The sequence below is a fragment of the Colwellia sp. MB3u-8 genome (genome assembly GCF_014076985.1).
GTDB lineage: Bacteria > Pseudomonadota > Gammaproteobacteria > Enterobacterales > Alteromonadaceae > Cognaticolwellia.
The window spans coordinates 12129-33554 of record NZ_JACGVA010000060.1 but is presented as its reverse complement, the minus strand read 5'-3'; the positions used below and the strand labels follow the sequence as shown (position 1 = coordinate 33554).

15 protein-coding genes are annotated in these 21426 nt (G+C 39.1%); 7 read left to right on the top strand and 8 right to left on the bottom strand.

Annotated elements, in window-relative coordinates:
• The first annotated feature begins 394 nt into the window (after positions 1–394).
• The 4 genes from H4J54_RS08640 (at position 395) to H4J54_RS08625 (ending at position 6872) form a co-directional block, all read left to right on the top strand.
• Complete coding sequence (locus H4J54_RS08640) at positions 395–1486, top strand: efflux RND transporter periplasmic adaptor subunit (RefSeq protein ID WP_182190487.1); 1092 nt, start codon at positions 395–397, stop codon at positions 1484–1486.
• 8 nt (positions 1487–1494) lie between these two features.
• Positions 1495–4569, top strand: a complete 3075-nt coding sequence (locus tag H4J54_RS08635; protein ID WP_182190486.1) for an efflux RND transporter permease subunit — start codon at positions 1495–1497, stop codon at positions 4567–4569.
• A 303-nt stretch (positions 4570–4872) separates the two neighbouring features.
• Positions 4873–5253 (top strand): VOC family protein, encoded by a 381-nt coding sequence (locus H4J54_RS08630; RefSeq protein ID WP_182136493.1) that lies wholly within the window; start codon positions 4873–4875, stop codon positions 5251–5253.
• Positions 5254–5891: 638 nt separating this feature from the next.
• Positions 5892–6872 (top strand): transposase, encoded by a 981-nt coding sequence (locus H4J54_RS08625; protein WP_182190485.1) that lies wholly within the window; start codon positions 5892–5894, stop codon positions 6870–6872.
• Between the two features lie 505 nt (positions 6873–7377).
• On the opposite strand, the gene H4J54_RS08620 is transcribed toward H4J54_RS08625, so the two are convergent.
• The 8 genes from H4J54_RS08620 to H4J54_RS08585 all read right to left on the bottom strand — a co-directional run bounded on the left by H4J54_RS08620 (position 7378) and on the right by H4J54_RS08585 (position 14608).
• Positions 7378–8076: a metal-dependent hydrolase gene (locus tag H4J54_RS08620; protein WP_182190484.1), complete on the bottom strand. Its 699-nt coding sequence runs from the start codon at positions 8074–8076 to the stop codon at positions 7378–7380.
• A 586-nt stretch (positions 8077–8662) separates the two neighbouring features.
• On the bottom strand, positions 8663–8890 hold the full coding sequence (locus tag H4J54_RS08615) for a hypothetical protein (RefSeq protein ID WP_182190483.1): 228 nt from the start codon (positions 8888–8890) through the stop codon (positions 8663–8665).
• A 227-nt stretch (positions 8891–9117) separates the two neighbouring features.
• Positions 9118–9495, bottom strand: a complete 378-nt coding sequence (locus H4J54_RS08610) for a Rap1a/Tai family immunity protein (protein WP_182190482.1) — start codon at positions 9493–9495, stop codon at positions 9118–9120.
• 29 nt (positions 9496–9524) lie between these two features.
• On the bottom strand, positions 9525–9896 hold the full coding sequence (locus tag H4J54_RS08605; RefSeq protein WP_182190481.1) for a Rap1a/Tai family immunity protein: 372 nt from the start codon (positions 9894–9896) through the stop codon (positions 9525–9527).
• Between the two features lie 618 nt (positions 9897–10514).
• The gene (locus H4J54_RS08600) at positions 10515–11183 is read right to left on the bottom strand and encodes a uracil-DNA glycosylase family protein (RefSeq protein WP_182190480.1); all 669 of its coding nucleotides are present in this window, start codon (positions 11181–11183) and stop codon (positions 10515–10517) included.
• Positions 11184–11263: 80 nt separating this feature from the next.
• Positions 11264–12544, bottom strand: a complete 1281-nt coding sequence (locus H4J54_RS08595; RefSeq protein ID WP_220464156.1) for a hypothetical protein — start codon at positions 12542–12544, stop codon at positions 11264–11266.
• Between the two features lie 445 nt (positions 12545–12989).
• Positions 12990–13661, bottom strand: coding sequence for a hypothetical protein (locus tag H4J54_RS08590; protein WP_182190479.1), 672 nt, complete (start codon positions 13659–13661; stop codon positions 12990–12992).
• A gap of 392 nt (positions 13662–14053) precedes the next feature.
• Entirely contained in the window at positions 14054–14608 is a 555-nt protein-coding gene (locus H4J54_RS08585; protein WP_182190478.1) for a hypothetical protein, read from the bottom strand.
• Between the two features lie 357 nt (positions 14609–14965).
• On the opposite strand from H4J54_RS08585, the gene hsdR reads away from it, so the two are divergent.
• The 3 genes from hsdR to H4J54_RS08570 all read left to right on the top strand — a co-directional run bounded on the left by hsdR (position 14966) and on the right by H4J54_RS08570 (position 20823).
• Positions 14966–17407 (top strand): EcoAI/FtnUII family type I restriction enzme subunit R, encoded by a 2442-nt coding sequence (hsdR, locus tag H4J54_RS08580; RefSeq protein ID WP_182190477.1) that lies wholly within the window; start codon positions 14966–14968, stop codon positions 17405–17407.
• A gap of 147 nt (positions 17408–17554) precedes the next feature.
• On the top strand, positions 17555–19048 hold the full coding sequence (locus H4J54_RS08575; protein WP_182190476.1) for a type I restriction-modification system subunit M: 1494 nt from the start codon (positions 17555–17557) through the stop codon (positions 19046–19048).
• The gene (locus H4J54_RS08570; protein WP_182190475.1) at positions 19048–20823 is read left to right on the top strand and encodes a restriction endonuclease subunit S; all 1776 of its coding nucleotides are present in this window, start codon (positions 19048–19050) and stop codon (positions 20821–20823) included. The genes H4J54_RS08575 and H4J54_RS08570 overlap by 1 nt, the downstream gene beginning before the upstream one ends.
• Positions 20824–21426: the final 603 nt, after the last annotated feature.

The following is a 21426-nucleotide window of genomic DNA, read 5'->3' as shown; positions in this document are numbered from 1 at the left end:
GGCGGGTATATTAACGTAAGTTAAATTGATGTGATAGCAGACCACTAAAAAACATACCCGTGCTATTAAGTTTAATGAGCACAAGTGAGCAATCATTTAATGACGTGCTTAGTTAGGCGTATTGTCTTTTGCTTTTTACTTTTGTATGACAAAATAATGGCCGTTTTTGTTTACACTTAATCTGATTGAAGTTTAGTCATTTTTAGTCATTTTTAGCATTCTTTATATTCAGCATTCTCACTATTAGCGCAAGGTTAGGTTATCCGTGGTGTTGATAGAAATGTTATGAATTAATTATCGACCTCAATTGTGATTGAGGTCATACCCTGTGAAACATTTTTACAGGTCTGTCGTCGGCATGGATTGTGGCGATATTTTACCTTAGGAAAGCGTTATGAAATTAATCCGTTGGTTTATTGTTGTGGTTATTGTGTCTGCTGTTGTGGCTGGCTTGTTTTATTATAAAGCGTCATTGTCAGGTGGCGAAAAAATGCAATCTGGACCTGAGCCTAGTGCGAAAGTACAAGCTTTTCGGGCGCAAGGTGTTACTTACCAAAAACAAATATCTGTCATTGGTGAAGGGCAAGCGGTTAAATATATCACCTTGAAAAATGAACTGGCTGGCAAGGTGAGCAAACTTAATATCGCCTCAGGCGATAGGGTTAAAAAAGGCCAAGTGTTAGTTGAATTAGATCATAGTGAAGAGTTAGCGTCATTGGCCTCAGCTAAGGCGACGATGAAATTAAAAAAACGCACACTGCAGCGTTATATCACGCTAGAAAAAGCAAGTCGCATCAGTAAAGAAAGTGTCGACTTAGCACAAGCAGAATATAGCATTGCTAGCGCTGACACGACGCGTTTAGAAGCCATTATCGCAAAAAAAATCATTACGGCCCCTTTTGCTGCCAGTGTCGGTATTCATAATATTAATCTTGGGCAGTTTCTTGATAAAAACGCTGACATTACCGACTTGCTCGGTCTTGAAAACTATATTTGGGTAGATTTTAAGGTACCACAAAGCTATGCACAATTACCGGTAAATAGCAGCGTTGAAATTACCGTTAATGCTGATGCGGCTTCGACCGGCGCTAGCAGTGAAGCCATGATCAGTTCAGTAGCGTCTTTATATAGCCAAGACTCTCGTCAACTTCAGTATCGAGCCAAGGTGTTTAATTCAGCGCTGGATATTAAACCCAACCAATTAGTTAAAGTTGCCGTACCCATTATGCCGGCACAATCTGTCATCACAGTGCCAAACTTGGCGATTGTGCGTGATCAGCTGGGTGATTATGTTTTTAAATTGATTAAAGATGAGCAAGGCGATTATCGCGCGAGCAGAGAAAAAATTGTCTTAGGCGATAGAATCGACGATCAAGTTATTGTGATTAAAGGACTCAAGGTAGATGATTTGATCGCCGCCAAAGGGGCATTTAAATTGCGCCAAGGGTTAAAAACTGACTTTGATCAAGATAACTTAGGCGGATAGGAATAGTCATGCTAAAAGAATTATCTTCATCGAAACATCTCATGGATGTTTTTGTTCGAAAACCTGTAGTGTCCACCGTATTATCGATATTTATTTGTTTGGTGGGTTTATGGGCGGTTAATGCGATATCGGTATTACAATTCCCTAAAATTGAAGGGGCTTCACTGGAAATAACCACTAACTATACCGGTGCTTCTGCTGATGTGGTTAAAGGTTTTGTTACCGACCCAGTAGAGCGAGTAGCGTCAACCGTTCCTGGGGTTGATTTTGTCGAATCAAGCACTAGCTCAGGCCAAAGTAAAGTAACAGCTTGGCTTAAGCTTAATCAAAATAGCACAGATGCGTTATCTGAGCTAAACACTCGCCTTAATCAAATAAAATTTGAGTTGCCGGCGGGTGCAGAAGACCCTTTTGTGACAGTAACAAGAACCGATAGACCTTTCGCCGTGTTTTATCTTAATGTGGTATCAGAAGGTTCAACACTCGCGCAAATTACCGACTACCTTACACGAGAAATTAACCCAATTATCAACAATATTGACGGTGTACAAAAGGTCGGTATTGAAGGCGCCCGAACCCCAGCTATGAGGGTTTGGCTTGATGCTGACAAATTAAATATTTTCAATCTTAGTGCTGATGAAGTGTATCAAGCCTTGGCTGATAATAACCGTATCTCAACCTTAGGTTATAGTGAAAACGCGCGGCAAAAAATCGATATTGTGGCTAATACACAAATGTCGTCGGTCAGTGAGTTTGAACAGTTAATTGTTAAGCACAGCGATAACGCGCTAGTGTATTTAAAAGACGTTGCGCGGGTTGAGTATAGTGCGGAACAAGCCACGGCTACCGCGCGTTTTAATGGTAAAGATACCGTTTATATTTCGGTTTGGCCTTTACCGGGTGCGAATGAAATTTCCATTGGCGATGAACTTTATAAAGTGCTTGATGAAATCAATGCCGCCTCACCGCATATTAAAATAGATATTGCCTACGACGGCACACTTTATATGCGAGATGCGCTACAAGAAATTATCACCACACTGATGGAAACTATCGTGTTAGTTGGTATTGTTGTTGTGGTGTTAATGGGGTCATTTAGAGCGGCCTTAGTGCCTTTAGTAACCATTCCTATTTCTATTTTAGGCGCCATTGCCGCTATTTGGATGATGGGCTTTAGTTTGAACTTACTCACCGTATTAGCCATCGTTTTATCGGTTGGCTTAGTGGTAGACGACGCTATTGTGGTGGTTGAAAACGTTGCCCGACATATGCGCGCTGGTGTGCCGCGTATACAAGCGGCTCTGATGAGCTCTCGACAACTGCTGGTGCCAATTATTGCCATGACCTTAACCTTGGCCGTAGTTTATATACCGATTGGCTTTTTATCAGGCTTAACCGGGGTTTTATTTAAAGAGTTTGCCTTTACCTTGGCTATCGCCGTACTCATTTCTGGCTTGGTTGCCGTTACCTTGTCACCGATCATGAGTGCTTATGTATCAAGTGAAGGCGGTAAAGAAAGTAAATTAACCGTTAAGGTTAACCACGCATTTGAGCATTTACAAAATTTTTATGGTCGATTATTAGCAAAAACTTTTCACTGGCAAGGACAGTTGTTCTTTTTTGCCCTAATTGTTTCGTTATTAATTGTGCCTTTTTACCTAATGTCAGCCAAAGAGCTAGCGCCGACTGAAGATCAAAGCAGCGTTTTTATTATTGTACAATCTCCACCCGATGCCTCATTAAAATACAGTGAAGATAATGTCGCCAGTGTCGCTAAAACCTTGCTAGAAACTGAGGGTAGCAAAGAGATATGGCAGATAATATTTAGTAGCGGTGGTTTTAGCGGTCTTGAATTTGTCAGTAATGATAAACGAGATAAAAGCATTCAAGCAATGCTGCCTGAAGTTTATGGGCGTCTACAGAGCTCTGAAGGTTTAAACTTGTTACCTATTTTACCTTCACCACTGCCTACCGCCGGGCAGTTTGATGTTGAGCTGGTGGTTAAGTCTTCTTCGCCCTACAGTGAAATGAAATTGTACGCTGACAAACTTGTGGGTGCGGCATTTCAAAGTGGCGAATTTCTCTATGCCGATACGGATTTAAAAATCGATTTACCGCAAGTTGAACTAAAAATAGACCGAGATAAAATTGCTGACCTAGGTATGACGGTGGCTAACGTGAGTAGCCAGTTATCAACCTATCTTTCCAGCAATTATGTCAATCGCTTTGATGCTAATGGCAAGGCCTATCGGGTTATTCCCATGGTCGCTGATAATATCAGCTCACAACCTGAAAAAATATTAAACCTAACCGTGAAAACACCTGCGGGTGTGTTAATACCGGTATCGGCATTTACTGAAATTAAATATCGCACAGTGCCCAGAACCTTAGGCTCGTTTGGTCAACAAAATTCGTTTAGGGTTTATGGGGGAATATTACCTGGGGTAACAAAAGAGCAGGCATTACAAACGTTGGAGTCAGCAGCGGCTGATATGTTACCCAATAACTACAACTTAGATTACGCCGGTGAGTCGCGTCAAATCCGTGCTGAAGGTAATAGTTTAATCACAGTCATGGCAATATCTTTAGTCATTGTTTTCTTAGTATTAGCGATTCAATTTAATAGTTATCGTGACCCGTTAGTGATATTACTCGGCTGTGTGCCATTAGCCTTGTCGGGGGCATTATTACTACCCTTTTTGGAGTTAACCACGATCAATATTTACTCGCAAATTGGCTTAGTTACTTTAGTGGGACTCATCGCGAAAAATGGTATTTTAATTGTCGAATTCGCCAATCATTTACAAGAATCAGGCAACAGCAAATTTGACGCCGTTATTGAGTCAGCAACGACACGTTTACGACCCATATTAATGACCACAGCGGCAACCATACTGGGCCATTTTCCGCTAGTATTAGTCACAGGCGCTGGTGCAGAGGCAAGAAATAGCATAGGTATTATTTTAGTTGCCGGTATGGCCATTGGCACATTTTTCACCTTGTTCGTGTTACCGGTGTTTTATTTGTGGATAGCAGAAAATCGTAGTGCTAACAGTGAAGATGTATTAACAAATGATGTATAGATAACTGAAAGTAAAGACGAGTTAAACCTTCTGCTTGCTTGTTGTATATTGATGTTTATGCCGTCAAGCGCCAAGCTAAGACTTGGCAAGTTGTGGCTCAACAGGTCAATTAAAAGCCAGGAATTAAGATTGTTGGCTAAAACATAAGTTATAATCTTTATAAGTTATGCAAATTTTTTATTGTGTTATTAACTGCTTGTCGTGCATGCTATAGGCAGTTTTAGAGACCAAAGCGTTAGCTAAAGTATTCAAAAATTTAGCTAACGCTCTTGGTGTTTTTGTTCAATTAAAAAGGAAAATTAAATGTTTAGTCATATCATGATAGGTGCGAACGACGTAAAAGCATCAAAAGTATTTTACGATGCCATTTTAGGTGAACTAGGCCATAAACCGGGTGTAATGGACGAGAAAGGTCGGTGCTTTTATTTTACTGATAACGGAATTCTCGCCTTAACTAAGCCAATAAACGGCGAAGAAGCCGGTCATGGTAATGGTAGCACTATTGGTTTTGCTGCTACGTCTCCTGAGCAAGCCGATGCATGGCAAGCGGCGGGTGTTGCTAATGGTGGTGTTGCTTGTGAAGACGCACCAGGCGTTAGAAGTGCGCCAATTGGTAATCTTTACCTTGCTTATTTACGTGATCCATCAGGCAATAAAATTTGTGCCCTGCATCGTATGGGGTAAAAAGTTAGCCTGATAAAACAGGCTAATTGAAAATTTTAGAGAGATCTAAGAGATAAAAAAAGACACGTTTTAGTGTCTTTTTTTGTCTCAGGTGTGGTCTCTAATATGTAGTATATATTCCTTCAATATCAATGGGGGCAGAGTCATTGATATTTTAGTGCATGTTTTTTTTGTAAATTTTAGACATAAATAAACCGCAACTAAGCGGTCTTCTATCATAAACTGTTACTAGTGTATGGCCAAATCCAAAAAGTTACTAGGTATAACTGATCGGTCAAAACGGTCTTTATTTGGGTGGGCGGGGGAAGTCTAATTGGAACTGTAAGGCTTGAATTATAAATAATAAATTAAAATCCTAATTCTAATTTATTCAGTATACCTATCACTATACCTAAAAAGTTAACTGCCACTATAATCCCTACTAAGGCGTTTTTTGGGATCAACTAACCTTTTATTCTTTTTAACTCTTTTTGTCGTAGTTGAGAAACCAGCTTGTCGACACTTATCTTTTCAGCTTAATTAAGCCACCCCAGCTTAATTAAGCCACCCCAGCTTAATTAAGCCACCCAAAATAACTTGTTCAGATTTAAAACAATAAACTACACTTAATTTACCCTTTTATAAGTGTGGTGATTGTTATGCCTAAGCCTCGTTCACAACAAATCAGTTTATCTGATACGCCGTATTATCATATTTGCAGTCAAACCGTTCGAAAAGCCTTTTTATGTGGTGTTGATAAAGCAACGGGTGTTAGCTATGAGCACAGACGTAGTTGGATTGAACAGCGTATTTTTCAATTATCTCAGGTGTTTGCTATTGATATTTGTGCTTACGCTGTCATGAATAATCACTTACATTTAGTCCTTCATGTTGATAGTGAACAGGTGAAAAGTTGGTCTACGCTAGATGTATTGTCTCGTTGGCATAAGTTGTTTAAAGGCACCATTTTGACCAGAAAATATCAGCGAGAACAACTATTAACTGAATTCGAATTGAAAATGGTTGAAGAAACAGCGCAGGTCTATAAGCAACGCTTAATCGATATCAGTTGGTTTATGCGCGCTTTAAATGAGCCTATTGCTCGACAAGCGAATAAAGAAGACAAATGTACCGGCCACTTTTGGGAAGGGCGCTTCAAATCTCAAGCCCTGCTCGATGAAGGCGCTTTACTGTCCTGTATGGTTTATGTAGATTTAAATCCAGTCCGTGCGGGCATTGCGCCAACACCTGAACAATCGAGTTTTACCAGTATTCAACTTCGTATCAAAGCGGCGATAAAGGGCGAGCAACCGACAACCTTATTAGCCTTTACTGGCAATGAACATCAAGATAAAGCCTCAGGTATCAGCTTTAGCTTGAAGGATTATTTAACCCTAGTAGATGAAACAGGTCGCGTAATAAGAGAAGATAAACGTGGTGCTATCGATGCTAAAACCGCACAGATACTGTCACGGCTGCACATCAACGATGAGAGTTGGTTAAAGCTCACCACAAACTTTGAAGGGATTTTCACTGGTGCTGTTGGCACCGCGGAGCATTTGAGTGAATTTACTGCGCATGTTGGCTTAAAACGAGTACATGGCATCGTTAACGCCCAGGCTTGTTTGAATAGCGCTTAGCAAAACTATACGTTTTCAAAAAACAGCCTCTACTTGCTTAAAACTCATGATTTCCTGCAATAATAGTGGGATTGATAAGATAATGGCTCAGTTACTAAATTATTGACCTTTTGGCAGTATCAAAAGATCAATAATTTAATGCTAATTTTTTGTTATCGTTTTACAGAGTTATCATGGGTGGCATAGTTAACTTTTGTTAACTTTTTGTAATCAAAGAGCTCAGAGTCATTGATATTTTTAGTGCATGTTGTTTTGTAAATTTTAGACATAAAAAAACCGCAATTAAGCGGTTTTTTTTATCATAGCCTGTTGCCAGACTATGGCCAAATCTAAAAGTTACTAGGTATAACTAATGGACTAAAAACGGTCTTTATTTTGGTAGAACTTATTAAGCCACCCATAATAACTAACTTTTTATTAAGCCACCCAAAACTTTTTATTAAGCCACCCATAATAACTTCATAACTCTGACCCCATTGATAGTATTAATCTACTGGTGCTCTGCTTAGTAGAAATTAAAAGCTGACCAATCTGCTAATAAATTCATTGTTGTATCAGTTTCCGGGAGCATATAGCCTAATGCGATGCTAGCAACTAACATCATAAACGTTGCCCTTTTACTTTTAAAATAGGCTATTTTCAGGGCTGTACCGAAAGAGCGTTTAATGCGGATATTACTTAAATCAACACTGTATATTTCATCTAAAATTAAATGAATAAGCCCGCCAAAGAAAACAAATCCACCTGAAAGTAAGGCAAGGATAGCCGACTTAGTGGCATATTCGTTATTGAATATCCAAGTTAGCTGGGTTGTTAGTAGACCGCATAAAATAAGAAATAACAGAGAATGACAGCTGCCTCGGTGAACTGTCACTTTTTCAAATAATGGTCTTATCAGCCATTTCATTATGCTATAAACGGCTAAAGGTATTAACAGCAACTCAATAAAACGGATTTCTCTAAAGTGCTCTCCGGTAATATAGCGTAAAACCATCAGCAGAATGACGGCGGTAAATATATTAAAAATAATATCAAGTGATGTCGAGTTGTCGGAATCAATATCAGGTAACAATCCCCCGATAGTGCCTAAAAACCACAACCATAATGCTGTATTGATGTCAGTATGACCGGCTGATAATAGCACTGCAGAGCTAATACCTGTACAAGCAGCCGCTATATTGAAGTGAGTCTTAAAATTTGCCATTATTTCTTTTAAGTAGAATGTTTTGCCACTATTTTACCTTATATTTCATAGTATAAGCGACATAACTAAGTTTATTACTCGCTTTTTGCTTGTTCTTTAATTTATGTAATCAAAGGGGTCTAATCAGGGGGCAGAGTCATTGATATTTTGAGTGCATGTTGTTTTGTAAATTTTAGACATAAAAAAACCGCAATTAAGCGGTTTTTTTTATCATAGCCTGTTGCCAGACTATGGCCAAATCTAAAAGTTACTAGGTATAACTAATGGACTAAAAACGGTCTTTATTTTGGTGGAGCGGGGGTCATCTTTATTTGTTCTTTAAGTTGTTGATTATAATTGTATAGTTCTGTTTGTGATCTTATTCTTGGTACTAACTGAGGTACTAAAGATAAAAGTCATGAGTCATTTAGATAGGGGGAAAATAATAATTTCATTATTTTTTATTCAATCAATTAACTATGCTAGGTTTTACTTAAATACCTTATGTAAAGGTAAAACATGCTGAACAATGTTTATAAGAGAGAAGAGAAGTAAAGGAATTGATAAAAGTATAAATCCAAAAACTGACAAAAGAGATCACGATGTATTATTTAGTCGAAGTGTCATACCTGATAGTGTCGCCGTAGGCGTTAGTAACGCGACCACCGTCAGCCAAGCTGATGCTGATATAGTCATCGATAGTATCATCAACAGCGAGGGCAGCTTGCTTGGCAAGGATCATTTTGTTGTGGTTTCTACGTTTGATTAATTGCTTAGCACAATAAAAGATGCTGCAAAGGATCAAGATGCCGACAATGGTATAGGTGGTGTTCATTATAAAGGTAAACCTATTGAGTGATAGATAAGCTTTCTAAGCCTTAAAGATTAACTACTTTAATAAAAACCCTAAATCAAGCTGTGAGCAGAGGCTTTAACGGGTTAATAAAAAAACCTGAGCTATCACGGCTCGCCCATCTGTTGATCATGGGGAATAATCGGAAGTATCAGGATTTGAATACAAGTATATTGCATTTTTTCTTTGAATAGAAAGCTCAGCAGCAGCTAGACCTTACAAGAGAAAGCTTCTCTTAAAGCAAGTACCGCCAAGAAAGTCCTTGATTCGTGTAAATCTTTAGGGTTGTTTTTTAGGTGCTTTAATACCACTCTGACAGCTTGTGAGTTCGTTACACCTTGAGGTCTGCAGAAATATTTATTATCTTTCTTTTTAAATTCATCTGAGGAGTAGAGTGAATTCATAGTAGTCAGGCCTGTTATGTATGCTACGCAACTATGCGCCTTCCAGTCGCTTCCTTCTTTCAGCTCTTTGCCGTCAAAAATATCTACAGCAAGCTGGCAACGCTCTAACAGTTCGTTTCCACCAGCTTCAGCCTGGGAAAAGAAAGGTGTGCTAAGTAACGCTAAAAAAATTAATATTTTCATGTGTGTAAATTCCTTGTGGTTGAAGTGAGTTAGGCCTTACAGGGAAAAGAATTTTGTAGAGATAGAACTAATATAGCACCCCTAGGTGCATGTAATCTATGAGGATTGTCCTTTGCATACTTCATGAACACCCTTATTATTTGAAGGTTTGTCGACTCATTAGGTACGCAATACCTTAAAGTTCCAGGCGTTTTAAATTCATCTGCAGAATAAAGTGTACTCACATCTATAACACCCTGTATATAGCTTACGCAGGCAGTAAAAGGTGTCATCTTCGGTTTTTGTCCTAAATCTGTGTAATCTAGCACTGCCTGGCAATCAGACAGTAAATCACTGGCTGTGTCTGTAGCCTGTGAAAAGAAAGGTGCGCTAAGTAACGCTAAAAAGATTAGTATTTTCATGTGAGTACACTCCTTGTAGATAAAGTGAGCATGCTAACAGCCTTTTAAGCTAAAGTCATGCACGCCCACACTGAACTAACCAACATTATCAAGGCTTTGAGAGTTAGCGTTCATCTCTACTTCTAAAGCTTCCCTTAATCCTTTGCTATTGGATTCTAGGAATTCATCTACTTCTTGACTGTCCCAAGCTTGTATATGGTATGTGCTGCTCATATTTACTGGCGATACCAACCCTTTTGAGTCTCCTGCACTGGCTCTTTTAAATACATCTACTGAGTTACACTCCTACTACCTCCGTCAATTTTCATATTAGCACCACCAGAACTACCTAAAGCTAAAATAGGCTCATTGTGATTGCTAGATATTTTGATTAGGTTCTCCATTTATGAAAGCTTACAGCCCCAAAACTGTCATTATGGTACTAAAACCTTAGGTCTTCAAAGTGGCAAAAGTGAATGTTCAGATACGAGTCGCCACTGGCAGTAATGAGCTTGAAGCGGACAAAGAAGACGTTAGCATTAACGGGTTAGAATTGAATTTAGATTAGTTTTTTTGTCAATAACGCCCGCCTCAACGGGGAAAAACTGACAGTTTTGGCTGTCACATTGCAGGTATTTGTTAGGCATTGCTTGCTATGACTCGCCTTATCATATTTGATGGATCTGTATCAGAAGCGGTCCAATCTGCAATGCTAGGATGAGTTGCTACTATAACTTTGAAGCCATCATTATTAATAAACGCCTGACTTTTCCATCTTCTATTATTTGTCTCAACAAATTCATCAATTAACTTATTAGCTCCAAGTTTCTTTTTGAGATGCTGTCCAGCAGTTTTACCAAAACAGAGAATTGCCTTTGGGCCTAACTCATCTATTACAGCAGAATGAAATGGCCAGCATTGATCTATTAAATCACTAGCTTCATTACTGATATTACTTTCACGCGCTGAGCGAACAAAAATAACGTTACTAGAAGGAACCTCACCCGGATTAAGATTCAAATTATCAAGCAAGTGGAGGACTCTTGGTTGCATTTTCCAAGTCCCAGGCTTCGCTCCTTGCCATGATTCATCCCTATAAGCAGACCAATTGTTGGCTTTATTTTTCATGATATGGTTGATACTGCTATCTACAGTTTCATCGGACTGTTCTTCAGGCGAACCACCTGGGTTTAGGCCTAATATGTAAAGATCTTTATTTCCTGTAAAAGCATCTACACCTGAATAGAAAACAGAACCAGACCTTTTCTTAAGGTTCGAAGGGATTTTTTCTACGAATCTTTCAATCATCTATATTACTCCCTACATAACGCCGAGCTCTGCTGCAAATTTTGAGCGCAGCGGATAATGTGTCCGACAGCAGCGCGTTGTTATGGCATTGCAGGCAGACCAACTAGATCTAAAAGGTCATTTCGATCCTGTCTTGATAGCCAAATTTGAAAACTTTTATCCACTATATTAAGTCGCAAATTCGTTTGATCATAATCTAATACCATAGGTTTGATATCTTTCTTGATTTGCAATGAAGTCGATGACTGCAAAGATTGTGTAACATTTCCTGAATTAAGTTCAGCCCCTCTAGGGTGAACCTCCTGCAATAAACTTCTTATTTCAGCCTGCTTAAAACCGAGCTCTAGTTGCTCAATGTCAGCAGTCAACAATGGATACAGTAGCCATTTATGCATTTCTAATGTGGTATCTTGAAATCCTTCAGAAAACTGAGTAAGAAATGAATTAAATCTACCGCCCTGTTGATTTACAACCTGGCTAACAAGTTCAGAACATTCATCTTTACTACCAATTTCTTCAAGCTTATATTGAGTTTTAAATACATTGTGTTTTATACAACACTGATGACATGTTTCCTGAACTATATATACGCTTTCATAACATGACTCTAGCAATTCATTTTTAAATTCAGTGCTGAATGACACGTTTAGTAATGTCTCACCATCAGATATTACTCTTTCAAGTTCTGTTCTATTCCATTTATCTGCATTGATAGGCAACAACCTTCCAGTCAGGTCACCGTTGTATACACTAAGTCGATTTTCCTCCAACCATACACCAATGATAATGAAACACATCGCAGAGTTTTCATGAAATGCCTTCAATGCAACCGAGAAGTCTTTCTGTGTATCAATTGGTAGATAGTGAAAGTCCTCTAAAACTATGTATTTACTAAAACCGATTTTCTGTAAGGCAGAAATGATATCGTTTACATCAAGAGGATCTAATTCAAGAGGCGCCTTTGTTGTTCTTTCTTCTTGAGTTCGTTCTGCTTCTGCCCCCCCTTCGGCCCCTACCCCCAATATACCAGCCTTAATCTTTGCAAATATTTTTTGCTTCCCAGAAGTGGCCATCGTTGTAGAAACCGTTAGCTCGTATCCAGCCTGTTTCAATATGGCTTCATGTACATGATCCAGCCCCCACTTATTGGAGCAATGAACAACAACATAGTCGTCTTCATTTAAACAATGCTTTCTTAAAGAGGTTTTACCTTGTTTTGAGCTTCCATAAATCACTAAGTGCTGACGTCTTGCTAAGTTATTGACAAGTACAGTGTCTGCGCTTGCACGCTCAACATAATTTAAAGGAAGGTCACGGTTAATACCGAACACCTCTTCGACCGGATATTCTTTTTCTACCAAAATCTATCTCCTTTTCTACGGGATGTATTACTTACTTGTATCAACAGCTTATTATGTATACGTATCAGTAATACACACCTTAAGCAACATTTAATTAACATCAATATCCCATACTCTCAAAGTATTAGAAACTAGTAATGCTAAATCAGATGTATATTAGGGTGTGTTACTAATAGATCTTAGTAACACACCTCGAAAAATCACACAGACTTCCATATAAAAGGACATTACATCGTTTACGCTAGTAGTTAATTCATTAGAAAATATATGGCAAGATTTTTAGCTAGAATGTCAGGAATGCGCACCAAGGTAGCATTAGCACTAAAAAATATTAGTGCCCAAAAATAAAGTGGTTTAATCGTCACTTATGCCACTTTGCTGACCTTAAGTAGAAACAAAAAAGCAGCCCTTTAAGGACTGCTTTGTGCCAAAAGCGGTCTAATGCTTACTGATTTTGCTGGTGATAAAAGTAAAGCATATCTTGTCTTAGTTTTGCGGCATCGATATTCTTCGATGCAAAAACTTCATCTAGTTTTATTTTAGTCTTTTCGTCAAAATAATCGTATGTAGCAACAGCAAAATACCTACCTCCTAACTTGAAAGCATCATCTACAGGAAGAGATGTTTCTATTTTAGAAATTAATGATAAGTGTGCACCAATAGAATATTCAATGAATGGTTTGGCTTCTTTAACTGCTACGCCTGATAAGGACTTATCAACATTTAGTTTCCACCCTTGTTTCGTATTTTCAAATATCAGTGTATTCCCTTCAACATCCTTTAAAACAAATTGAGTGTTACTTGTTGATTTTAAACTATAATCACTTAAATCTATAGAAGAGGTACTGAACTTAAAAGCATCGTTGAACTCAATAAATGCTTCTTCACCGTATGTGGAAACATATAAAGTTGAAAACTCTTTGTTAATAGCCATTAATTTCAAAGTATTAGCTAATAACTGTTGCGCTTCAGTTGTTCCTTTTAGCATGTTTGTGCATGATGAGTAGGGTTTTTCTAGGCAAACAGATTTGAATTGATTGAGGACTTTTAGGTAATCGTCATTTGCTTGTGTGTACGGAGAAAGGGTGACCAGTAAAGTGATGATAAACCGAATCATATAAATTCCTTTTTGTTATTGCTATTCAACATGTATTGACTGACCGCTGTTCGCTCTAAGAAGACATTAAGTTTTTCAACTCGTTATGTCAACTAAGCACAATAAGTTGTTAGTTTTAAGACTTCATGATTAAATTTGTAAGATCAAGTTTTACCTAATTTACATATCGACTAACACAACGACCTATAAATCAGCCCTTCATAATCTTCAGTATCCAAGTATCCAAGTAGCCAATAAAGCGCAATATTTTATTTTTAACCTACATTGCGCAATGATCACATGAAAAGTGCGCAAGTAATTAATCCAAACGTAAAGTTATCTATTATATATCAGTCGGTTATTGTTAGGACTTCTTTTGGGGCAAGAGCTAATTAATTCGATTATATTAAGGTTTACTCAAGCCTAGGTGCAGGTATCTTCCGAACAATAGCTTCTATTTTAGCGATATTTCTTTCAATCGCTAAGTCTGCTAGAAATAATTCATCGTATAATTTAAGCGTAGTTTCAATAGAAGGTTTTGCTTTTAACTCTTCCCCAAGGGTCAATATTTTTTGCATTACTTTATGAATACGTAACCTAGCTAATATTAACTCTCCCCCTGAAGTGATTGCTTCTATCTTCTGTCCATCGTCACTATAAAAACAACTTGAGTACCCACCATGTTTAAAAGCGTTTTGAGCGCCCAGTGGTGGCCCTCTACGTTTAGGTGTTGACCTAGGTGGGGTTAGTGACCCCGAGTTGCTATACAATCTAAAGTTTTCTTTTATTAACCTTGTTTTTATATGCCTACGCGCAGTAGCGTAATTTAACTGATGCTTTTCACACCAATCTTTGGCACTTATCCCTGTTTGACTATGCTCAAAGCAAAAATTAAACCTTTCATGTTTCCAATTAACGCTAAGCATAGATGCCACTAATTTTATAGGTAGAATAAAAACCAGGCTCATAGCATACATACCCATAGAGTACATAGCTACATAGCTACATAGCTAAGAGAAGCGATTCTGATTGCCACGTTGTGACTAATAACAGTTGTAATGTTTCGGCTTATATTGAATCACTTACATACTTTTATTGAGTGAGCTTTTACTTCAGAGCTGCCTGAGTTAGGTCTACGCATTATTAAAACCATTAACGTAGCAAAATATATCACTTAGTTTGGCCGTAGATACCCTTAGTTATGATTTTTTAATGTTTACACACTGATTTTAATGAATTTAATGTTCGATAAAATTGACAAATCATTACAATTATCGCACCTTGTTTACTGCACAATGGACACGCCAATGTTGTAAGGGACTATCATGGACAAAAGAAAGCTCAGCGAAACCGATATAATCACTAAATTTATCATGCCAGCGGTTAAAAGTGCCGGTTGGAATGTTATGACGCAAATTCGCCAGGAGGTGAAATTGCGTGATGGTCAGGTAATTGTTCGTGGCCAACTTGGTATTCGTAAAACAGTTAAATCGGCTGATATTGTGCTTTACCTTAAGCCTAATATCCCACTGGCTGTTATCGAGGCTAAAGCGAATAAACATGAAGTAGGTAAGGGCATGCAGCAAGGGCTTGATTATGCGCGCTTGCTTGAAGTGCCATTTGTCTTTGCCTCTAATGGTGACGGCTTTGTCTTTCATGACAAAACTAACCCCACAATGCTTGAGTCAGAAATACAACTATCTGAGTTCCCAAGCCCTGAACAACTTTGGCAAAAATACTGCGCCTATCGCGAGTTTAAAGACGAACAACTGCCGTTAATCACCCAAAGCTATCATGATGATGGCAGTGGCAAAGCTCCGCGTTATTATCAGCTGCAAGCGATTAACAAAACCATTGAAGCGGTGTCGCAAGGTAAAAATCGCATGTTGTTGGTGATGGCAACCGGCACTGGTAAAACCTATACCGCGTTTCAGATTATTTGGCGTTTATGGAAGTCACGTCAGAAAAAGCGCATTTTGTTTTTAGCCGACAGAAACATACTCGTTGATCAAACCCGCATTAACGACTTTCAGCCCTTTGGCCAAGCGATGACCAAAGTAACCGGCCGTAAAGTTGACCCAGCGTACGAAATTCACCTTGCACTTTATCAAGCCTTAACCGGACCAGAAGAAAGTCAAAAAGCCTTTAAGCAAGTAGACCCAGATTTTTTTGACTTGATTATTATTGACGAGTGTCACCGTGGCAGCGCTTCAGATGATAGCGCATGGCGGGAAATTCTTGAGTATTTTAGCTCAGCCACCCAAATAGGCTTAACCGCTACACCGAAAGAAACCAAAGAAGTATCTAACATCGACTACTTTGGCGAGCCTGTTTATACCTACTCACTGAAAGAAGGTATTGAAGATGGCTTTTTAGCGCCATATAAAGTCGTGCGGGTTGATATTGATGTTGACCTACAAGGCTGGCGTCCCACTACAGGGCAAGTGGATAAGCAAGGTGAGATTATTGATGATCGTATTTATAATCAAAAAGATTTTGACCGCACCTTAGTCATTGATGAGCGTACAGAGTTAGTTGCACAAACCATTACCAGCTACTTAGAACGTACCGACCCTATGTCTAAAACCATCGTATTTTGTAACGATATTGATCATGCCGATCGCATGCGCCGAGCTCTGATTAATTTAAACCCTAAGCAAGTGGCTAAAAATGAAAAATACGTCATGAAGATCACCGGTGATGACGACATAGGTAAGGCGCAGTTAGAGAACTTTATTAACCCGAAAAAAGCTTACCCTGTTATTGCCACCACGTCAGAGTTAATGAGCACAGGTGTTGATGCCAAAACCTGTAAGCTTGTGGTGCTTGATCAAAACATACAGTCGATGACTAAGTTCAAGCAAATTATCGGTCGTGGTACGCGTATTGACGACAGATATAACAAACTTTGGTTTACCATTCTCGACTTTAAAAAGGCAACTGAGTTATTTGCTGATGAAAAGTTTGATGGCAAAGCCGTTAAAATTATGGAAACGAGTCCTAGAGACATCATTGATGATGAAGACGGCACTTTTAATGATGATTTAACAAGTACCACTATTGATGAAAATAATGTCGACTATCCTCAATTAAATTCAGACGAACACGCTGTACACGAAGGTGAACTAGGGCATGTTTCTTCAGGTGAAATAGATAGCGACTGGGGTAATGACGAAACAGAAAAACGCTTCATCAAATTTCAAGTTTCAGGTGTTAACGTTAAAAAAATGGCTGAACGGGTGCAGTATTACGGAACAGACGGCAAGCTAGTTACCGAGTCATTTAAAGATTACACCTGTAACACCATTAAAAAGCAGTTTTCTTCACTAGATGATTTTACCCGAAAGTGGCAAAATGCCGACCGCAAGCAAGCCATCATTGATGAACTGGCTAATGAAGGGGTTATTTGGCAAGCCTTAGAGCAAGACGTAAGCAAAGATTTAGACCCGTTCGATCTTATTTGCCACGTAGTTTACGACCAACCCGCGTTAACGCGTAAAGAGCGTGCTGAGAGCGTTAAAAAACGCAATTACTTTACCAAGTATTCAGACGTAGCCCAGAAGGTGTTAAATGCCTTGCTAGATGGCTATGCCGATGACGGCGTTAAAGCCATTGAAGGCAAAGACGCGTTAAAAGCCAATACCATTGTTAATTTTGGTCGACCGCTTGAAATAGCGAAAAAAGCCTTTGGCGGGGCAGACAAATACAATAGCGCGATTACCGAGTTGGAAGAGTTTTTATACGAGTCGCCAAATAAGTCAGCATAACGCCATTTAAGTGGTTTGAGAAATTAAGCACTGAAAGTTAATCGCGACCATAACTTAAAACAACCTAATAACAAAAGTCATGGCTAAGCTAGCAAACGAAGTTAGCAGCCGTGACTTCACAAAATAAAATAAAACAAAGAGAAGTCCATGTCAGTCAGTTCAGTAATAAAGTCCATTCAAGATATTATGCGTAAAGATGCCGGTGTTGACGGCGATGCCCAACGATTAGGGCAAATGTCTTGGTTACTGTTTTTGAAAATATTCGACGCCCAAGAAGAAGAGCTAGAGTTTGAACAAGCTGACTATCAATGCCCGTTACCCGAGCAATACCTGTGGCGCAATTGGGCAGCCGACAACGAAGGTATAACCGGCGACGAGTTACTTGAATTCGTTAACGACCAACTGTTTCCTGATCTTAAAAACCTTACCGCCCCCATTAAACTAAACCCACGCGGTTATGTTGCCAAAGAAGCGTTTAGTGATGCGTTTAACTACATGAAAAACGGCACGCTACTGCGCCAAGTGATCAACAAGCTAAACGAAATTGACTTTACCGACTCAACCGAGCGGCACCTGTTTGGTGATTTATACGAGCAAATATTAAAAGACTTACAAAGTGCCGGTAATGCGGGCGAGTTCTATACTCCTCGGGCAATTACACGCTTTATTGTTGACCGTGTTGACCCTAAGCTTGGCGAAAGCATTATGGACCCAGCATGCGGTACGGGTGGCTTCTTAGCTTGTTCGTTTGACCACGTAAAAAACAACTATGTTAACACTGCCAAAGAGCACCAAACCTTACAACAGCAAATTCATGGCGTAGAGAAAAAGCAATTACCGCACTTACTTTGTACTACCAACATGCTACTGCATGGCATTGAAGTACCGGTGCAAGTTAAGCACGGCAATACCTTAAACAAACCTTTAGCAAACTGGGACGATGAACTTGACGTTATCGTTACTAACCCACCATTTGGTGGCACTGAAGAAGACGGCATAGAGAAGAACTTTCCTGCCGATTTACGTACCCGCGAAACAGCTGATTTATTTTTACAGCTTATTATTGAAATATTAGCTTCTCCGAAAAATGGTAAAAATGGTGGCCGTGCAGCCGTGGTGTTACCCGATGGCACTTTGTTTGGTGAAGGTGTTAAAACCAAGATCAAAAAGCTGCTAACCGAAGAATGTAACCTACATACCATTGTACGTTTACCTAACGGCGTATTTAACCCGTATACCGGCATTAAAACTAACATACTCTTTTTCACTAAAGGTAAGCCAACCGAAAAAGTGTGGTTTTACGAGCACCCATATCCAGACGGCGTTAAAAACTACAACAAAACCAAGCCAATGAAATTTGAAGAGTTTCAAACCGAAATTGACTGGTGGGGTAACGAGGCAGACGGTTTTGCTTCTCGCGTTGAAACCGAACAAGCATGGCAAGTCAGCATTGACGAGATTATTGCGCGTAACTTTAACCTTGATATTAAAAACCCGCATGTTGGCGAACAAATAAGCCACGACCCACAAGAGCTATTAGGTGACTACGCGAAACAACAAGCAGATATTCAAGCCTTGCGCGACCAGCTTAAAGGTATTCTAGCTAATGCCTTATTTAATAAAGAGCAGGGCGCGAAATAATGGCTGGCGTTGAAAAGTTAATCACTGAGCATATTGATGTTTGGACTAGCGCGATTAAAAAGCGCAATGCCACCGGCCGTGGTTCAAATAAGAAAATTGAATTAACCGGCATTAAAAAATTACGTGAATTGATCCTAGAGCTCGCCGTACGCGGTAAATTAGTACCACAAGATGCTAATGATGAACCTGCTAGCGTATTACTTGCAAAAATTGCTGAAGAAAAGGCGCAATTGATCGCTGATAAGAAGATCAAAAAGCAAAAGCCATTGCCCGTTATTACGGATGAAGAGAAGCCGTTTGTTCTACCGTTAGGTTGGGAGTGGGAACGATTTCCAAATATAGCTCACTATATACCAGGAAAAACACCATCAACAAAGAACGCAGAATATTGGACTGAGAATAATGATGGAGTACCTTGGGTAAGTATATCTGATATGGTTCATTACCAATCTATTATTGCAACGAATAAAAGGTTGACTAATAAAGCATCAATAGAAGTATTTAAAAGAGATTTAGTTAAAGCAGGTACAATCCTGATGAGCTTTAAATTAACAGTGGGAAAAGTATCAATTCTTGATGTGGATGCCTATCATAATGAGGCAATAATATCTGTCACCCCATTCAAAGGTATTTCAAAAGAGTTTCTTTATAGGTTTATACCCAGCAGGGCTTTATCAGGAAACACTAAAAAAGCAATAATGGGGAATACCCTTAACTCTGAATCTTTGGCCTTAATAACATTCCCCGTTCCACCTTTAGCAGAGCAACACCGCATCGTCGCTAAAGTCGATGAACTGATGGCTTTGTGTGATCAGTTAGAACAACAAACCGAGCAAAGTCTTACTACACACCAAACCTTAGTGGAAGTGCTGCTAGCGAGCTTAACAAGCGATATATCAACAGACGCTAATAACAAAGAAGACTTCCAAATCAGCTGGCAACGCATAGCTGAGTACTTTGACGTATTATTCACCACTGAAGCAAGCATAGAACAGTTAAAGCAAACCATCTTACAACTCGCCGTCATGGGTAAACTCGTCCCGCAAAACCCCATCGACGAGCCGGCAAGTGTACTGCTTGAAAAAATAGCCGAAGAAAAAGCCCAGCTCATTACAGATAAAAAAATCAAAAAGCAAAAGCTATTACCAGCGATTACTGATGAAGATCAACTGTTTGAATTACCTGATAGCTGGGAATGGTGCAGGTTTGGAGACCTCTGTAAACTTGTAACAAGTGGATCCCGTGGCTGGAAAAGCTATTACTCTGATGTTGGTTCAATCTTTATCAGATCACAAGATATTAAATACGATAGAGTTGAATTTGATAACCGAGCTTATGTCGAACTACCTGCAAACACTGAAGGAAAAAGAACTAAGGTTGAATTAAATGACCTACTCATGACAATTACGGGCGCAAACGTTGCGAAGTGTGCGGTTGTCAATATAGAAATAGATGATGCGTATGTTAGCCAACATGTAGCGCTTATAAAGCTAGTTCGACAGGATATTAATCGTTTAATCCATACTTGGATTACAGGCTCCCATGGAGGAAGAAATCATCTTTTGGAATGCAGCTATGGTGCCAAACCGGGTCTAAACCTGCAAAATATCAATGAGCTTTTGATACCTATCCCTCCAGTTGAAGAACAACACCGCATCGTCGCTAAAGTCGATGAATTAATGGCTTTGTGTGAGCAACTCAAAGCCCGCCTAAGCGATGCTCAAACCACCCAACTTCACCTCGCCGATGCCGTGGTTGAAAGTGCATTAACTTAAAGCGGTTATGAAATTTAATAAAAATAATTTACAAAAATAACAAGGAAAAATAGATGAGCAGTTTTTTAGCAGGACTTTTAAGGGGGCTTAACCCCTAGTTTAGCCGTATCTTTGACTGTTGCCAGCAGATGATAGTAAATGTGTTATAAGCTAGTGGGTTGATAGGGCCGGTAGTAAGGGCAATATGGCTGCTCTATGTCGCGAGTGGTCATTCGATTAAATAAGTAAATTAAGATGGTAATGACTGTTTTGTTATAAAATTTAATTTGTTATTTCAGCTTTCTAGGAAATTATCGCCTTTATGCTGTACCAACTGTACCATTTATCATCAAGGCTATAAAAATAAAGGGCTGTAGCTGATGAACTTACAAAAAACAACTGTACCATATGTACAATCTAACTGTGGCAAGGGTACCATTTTGTTGATTTATAACTTGTTTTTATTAACTATACCAAGCTATAGACAATATAAAACAAGACCTTTAACTAGTCATGGTATAGTTTTGGTATAGTTTTGGTATAGCTAAGTAAGTAATATAAATAGCGCTGTACTAGCTACAGGCCTTATAGAGTGAATCTTTTAGTGAAGGTGGTACAGCTGAT

What these genes read in the sequence shown, in the direction of transcription:
- H4J54_RS08570 (WP_182190475.1), top strand. Translation starts at nt 19,048, where the DNA reads ATGGCTGGCGTTGAAAAGTTAATCACTGAGCATATTGATGTTTGGACT.
- H4J54_RS08600 (WP_182190480.1), bottom strand. Translation starts at nt 11,183, where the DNA reads ATGATTGAAAGATTCGTAGAAAAAATCCCTTCGAACCTTAAGAAAAGG.
- H4J54_RS08610 (WP_182190482.1), bottom strand. Translation starts at nt 9,495, where the DNA reads ATGAAAATATTAATTTTTTTAGCGTTACTTAGCACACCTTTCTTTTCC.
- H4J54_RS08620 (WP_182190484.1), bottom strand. Translation starts at nt 8,076, where the DNA reads ATGGCAAATTTTAAGACTCACTTCAATATAGCGGCTGCTTGTACAGGT.
- H4J54_RS08575 (WP_182190476.1), top strand. Translation starts at nt 17,555, where the DNA reads ATGTCAGTCAGTTCAGTAATAAAGTCCATTCAAGATATTATGCGTAAA.
- H4J54_RS08630 (WP_182136493.1), top strand. Translation starts at nt 4,873, where the DNA reads ATGTTTAGTCATATCATGATAGGTGCGAACGACGTAAAAGCATCAAAA.
- H4J54_RS08590 (WP_182190479.1), bottom strand. Translation starts at nt 13,661, where the DNA reads ATGATTCGGTTTATCATCACTTTACTGGTCACCCTTTCTCCGTACACA.
- H4J54_RS08625 (WP_182190485.1), top strand. Translation starts at nt 5,892, where the DNA reads ATGCCTAAGCCTCGTTCACAACAAATCAGTTTATCTGATACGCCGTAT.
- H4J54_RS08605 (WP_182190481.1), bottom strand. Translation starts at nt 9,896, where the DNA reads ATGAAAATACTAATCTTTTTAGCGTTACTTAGCGCACCTTTCTTTTCA.
- hsdR (WP_182190477.1), top strand. Translation starts at nt 14,966, where the DNA reads ATGGACAAAAGAAAGCTCAGCGAAACCGATATAATCACTAAATTTATC.
- H4J54_RS08640 (WP_182190487.1), top strand. Translation starts at nt 395, where the DNA reads ATGAAATTAATCCGTTGGTTTATTGTTGTGGTTATTGTGTCTGCTGTT.
- H4J54_RS08585 (WP_182190478.1), bottom strand. Translation starts at nt 14,608, where the DNA reads ATGAGCCTGGTTTTTATTCTACCTATAAAATTAGTGGCATCTATGCTT.
- H4J54_RS08615 (WP_182190483.1), bottom strand. Translation starts at nt 8,890, where the DNA reads ATGAACACCACCTATACCATTGTCGGCATCTTGATCCTTTGCAGCATC.
- H4J54_RS08635 (WP_182190486.1), top strand. Translation starts at nt 1,495, where the DNA reads ATGCTAAAAGAATTATCTTCATCGAAACATCTCATGGATGTTTTTGTT.